This window comes from Akkermansia sp. GGCC_0220 (genome assembly GCF_017566105.1).
Taxonomy (GTDB): domain Bacteria; phylum Verrucomicrobiota; class Verrucomicrobiia; order Verrucomicrobiales; family Akkermansiaceae; genus Akkermansia; species Akkermansia massiliensis.
In genome coordinates, this window is the sequence record NZ_JABFCI010000041.1 from 1 (window position 1) to 1,821 (window position 1,821).

General features: G+C 61.3%; 1 pseudogene. It reads right to left on the bottom strand.

Going from position 1 to position 1,821, the window contains the following annotated elements:
- Positions 1–1,821: pseudogene (locus tag HJW02_RS12860) on the bottom strand (RHS repeat protein); the annotation flags it as partial.

Genomic DNA, 1,821 nt, shown 5'->3' on the forward strand with positions numbered 1-1,821 from the left:
TGCGGTTTCCGCATCTGTCTGTTCCTTGGTCAGCTGTCCCTTGGCGTTATAGGTGTTCCTCGTGTAAATGACTCCCCCGATGGTGTTGGGCCGGCCCGTGCGCAGGGTTTCGCCGACGCCGTTGACGATCATTCTTTGCAGCTCGATTTCCGTCTCACCACAGATGGCTTTCGTGAAGGTCCGGATACCGTCATTGACCAAGTCAAGGGAATATACCAAATGCCGCTGCCCCGTGCCAGCCTGTTCCATAATCGTTCCGTCCGGGGCGTTGCGCGTGATGAACGTGGCTCCGGAGGGAGTGGTCTGCGTCGTCGTCAAGCCGTCCTGGCTGTAGGCGTAGGCGGTGACCCGGCCCAGGACGTCCGTAGAGGAAGTTATCCTCCCCAGCAAGTCGTACTCCGAGCTTTCGCTGGTCGTCATGGCCCCCGTATCCCGACGCGTAGAGAGGATGCGCCCCGCCGCATCCAGGGTGTAGGTGGTGATGGTTTCCGGCGTGATGACGGTTTCCCCGTCCATTACGGCGGAACGCGTGGTTTCCACCAGTTGGCGCGCCGTGTCGTAGGCGTAGTCCGTCCTGATGCCGTTTTCATCAATGTCCCACAACAGGTGCCCGTCGCACATCAGCTCGCGCTCCGTTATTCGGCCATTGCCCGCCGTCCGCTTCACCCAACGGTTCTGCGTGTCAAATTCATAGGAGGCGCTGTCCGTGAGCGCCCATTCCCCGCCGGTGAGCAGGGCGTAGCTTTCTTCCCTGACGCGCTGCCCTTCCGCCGTGATCCAGGTCGTGGTGCGCGTGCTCTGTCCCGGCACGGTTTCCCCGTTGACGCGCGTTTCCACCGTTTCCGTGTAGAGGGCGCCGTGCTCCGTCGTGGCCGCGTAGTCGTGCCAGGTTTGCACGCCGGTGAGGTCCCGGGTCATCCGGGTGCGTCCGCGGGCATAGACGTCGGGCGCGCCGGCCAGCCATTGTTCCGTGGCCGTCAGGCGCGTGCCCGTTACTCCCAGTCCGGTGACCCGCTTTTCCGTCCTTTTGACGTGATTGGCCGTCGTGTACTTGTAGGCAATGGTGGTCAGCGTCTTGACGTGTCCTTCCAGCGGAAGCAGGTCTACCGTTTCCGTGGCAGGTTCGTCGTTGAAGTCGGCTTCTCCCGAATAGGCATAGGTGTAGCGCGTGATGCGCCTTCCGCTTTCCGCCCACGGTTCGTCACGGGAGAGCAGGCGGCCATAGAGGTCATACGCGTAATGAATTTGGCTGCCGTCGGGAGCCGTTTCCGTCTTGAGCCGTCCGCACTGGTCGTAGGCGTATTGCGTGGTTTGCGCTTCCGGGCTTTGATAACCTTCCACCATCGTCAACAGCAGGTCGCCTACGTCCGTGGTCTGGTAGATGGAACAGGTGCGCTCTGCCACGATACCTCCTTTGGAGGTTTCCGTCACCAGCTGCCAGACCGAGTCTTCCGGTTCCAGCTCCGTGCGCGTGCGGATGGTCGTGACGGCGTCTTCCCCCGTTCCCCTCCGCATGTTCCATGCCAGGCCGTTTTTCCACCAGGTGACGGTATGGGGCTGCCTGGCAGGCGTCTGCTCCGTGACGGTGAATTGGCCGTCCGTAGACAGGGAGAGGACAAATGTTTTGAAGGGAGCACCCATAACGGTATAAAATCCCTGTTCGTCCGTTCCGGTGATTTGGCCGGGGGTGTAGAGCGCGATGGTGTAGCCCGTGGCCGTGACGTTTTCCACGTTGAGCAGGCCGTCCCACAGGTTCCAGATTTGCTTCAGCGAGCCGTCTTCGGCATGCTTGACGTCCAGGTAGGATGACGCGTTGGAGAT